Source organism: Vicinamibacteria bacterium (assembly GCA_035620555.1).
Classification (GTDB): domain Bacteria; phylum Acidobacteriota; class Vicinamibacteria; order Marinacidobacterales; family SMYC01; genus DASPGQ01.
In genome coordinates this window covers 1-2,043 of sequence record DASPGQ010000229.1, presented here as the reverse complement: position 1 = coordinate 2,043, position 2,043 = coordinate 1, and the positions used below count along the sequence as shown (strand labels likewise).

Genomic DNA, 2,043 nt, shown 5'->3' with positions numbered 1-2,043 from the left:
CCTCGGCCGCAACCACGGTTACGAGGACCTTCATGGATTCATTCTAGTGCAAGGCGCGCTCTCACGCCGAGATCGCTGGTGCGTAGCCCATGACTCTGAACCGAGGACGACCCGACCAATGCCTCGGGGAGCACGATCACGCTCCTTGTCTCGCTGGCGCTGAAGGTGAAGGCGTTCAAGTTAGAGCTCGGTCGACACGCTGACGACGTGTCGCGCCCTGGGTTGAACAGCGGTGCGAGCTCACCGGTCAAAGGATCCTTGGCTTTCGTGAGCGCGGCTTTCCTGAGAGAACAGGACACAAACGCAAGCGCCAGATTCGTCGGAGCTGTTTCGCCGCGCGACGCGACGACAGTTTATCCAGGCTCGTTGCGTGTTCGGTGCCGCTTCAGAAGCGTGTCTCTCAAGCTGTCAGTGATGTAAAAGGAGGTCTCTTCCAAACGTTCCAGCAGACCCGGAAAGTCGCCGATGAGACCTTCCGCATCCGCCTTATCTAGAATGCCGAGAGTGCCGATGACCACGATCTGTCGTCGAATAGCAACACGGCGACCAGCTCTCTCGTCCATGATGAGATAGTCGGCTGGTAAGATCTCTGCGAGCGCAATCGCTTCCCGCTCCCCTCGATGAAGCTCTGGCTCGAACGCAGATTCGAGCGCCTCCTCCTCGACGATCTGAACCCGAAGCCACTTCGGTGGAGCCAGTATGAAATCCCGAACGCTTTCGGGAGCATGACTCGACTGGAGCTCGATGCGGACCGCTTCCGGAACAATGACCTCGCCGAATAGCTCGGGAAGAAGGTGAGTGCAGCCGATCAAGTGAGGTAATTGATGGGGGTGGTGTCGGCTACGGCGATCACTTGGATCTGGACGGCTTCAGGTCCCGGAGGGCCTCTGCGTCATTTTCCAAATCCTTCTCGTCGTATGGAAGAGATACTCGATGCTCTCTCAGAAATGCGTCGACTTCGAATCGTGACTCGAAACCGAGCATGCATTGAACCTGATAATGAGATAACGTCCCATCCCGATATCCTTCGATCGCGAGGGTTTCGATTACGTGCCGGGGAACGTCGCCCCAACACTTCTCGAGCGATCGAGTTACGTCATCCGGTAAGTCAATTCTTAGAACCATGGTTCCTTGCCGCAGCGCAAATAAAGCTGTTCCATTATAGAACAAGCGAGCCCGTGCGATTTTTCTGACTCCACCTCGTCGGTGACTCGACGCGCAGGCGTTTCGCCCGCGTCCATAAAAAGCGCCCAGGAGGCGCTGTCGAACGCTTGCTGCTTGAGTCCCTAAAGGACGTGGAAAACAACCAATCAATTGTAGGGAGCTATCGGCTCGAGGAGCCATGCGACCACTTCGAGCCGGTCGGCGAAATGCAGCAGGGGAGCACCCTCGAGTCGGTCGATTCCGATGAGGCGCGTCATGTCCAGCGATTCGAAGTCGGCCTCGGCGTCGCGAAGGGGCCACGGGGCGTGGTGGATGTCGCCTCGATAGACGCGGCCCCGCTTGTCCGCGGCGTAGAGACAGTAGCGTTCCGTCAGCCAGTGCTCGAGGCTCCCCGGCTCGGATTTTCTCGGTGAGCCCACTCCTCGGTACGAAGCCCGGAACGTGGCACCGGGTGCGTTCCGGTGAATCCGCTCCGATCGATAGCGAACGGTATCGTTTCTCCTCTCGAGCTCCATCCGAGCATCGAAGTAGGGCAGGTGAAACGACCAACGAGCCGCGCGCACGGCGAGCCGGCTCGACGCGTCGAGGCTGAAGAACCAGACACCCGGCTTGCCTCCGCCGACGACGTACGTCCGGACGTTGAGCTCCAGAAACGACGAGAGCCCGGGAATGGCCGGACATCCTCGCGGCTTCACTCCGGTCATGCGGAAGGGCACGACCCCGAGCCAGGCTTCTCCTTCGAAGGTGTCGAGGGTCAACCCACTTGGAATGAGCGGCGTGAGCGGCTTTTCAGGAACTCTGAAGTGAGCGAAGAGCAGGTCGTGCCAGGTCATGGAGAGAATCCACGGCCTGCCGCGCGACATGCGGTATTGTAGTCTT

At 59.1% G+C, this 2,043-nt stretch carries 2 protein-coding genes; both read right to left on the bottom strand.

Annotation, left to right across the window (positions count from 1 at the left end):
• Positions 1–353: 353 nt before the first annotated feature.
• Positions 354–812 (bottom strand): DUF3368 domain-containing protein, encoded by a 459-nt coding sequence (locus VEK15_09770; protein HXV60968.1) that lies wholly within the window; start codon positions 810–812, stop codon positions 354–356.
• 498 nt (positions 813–1,310) lie between these two features.
• On the bottom strand, positions 1,311–2,043 hold a 733-nt coding region (locus VEK15_09765), incomplete at its 5' end, for a DUF2071 domain-containing protein (GenBank protein ID HXV60967.1).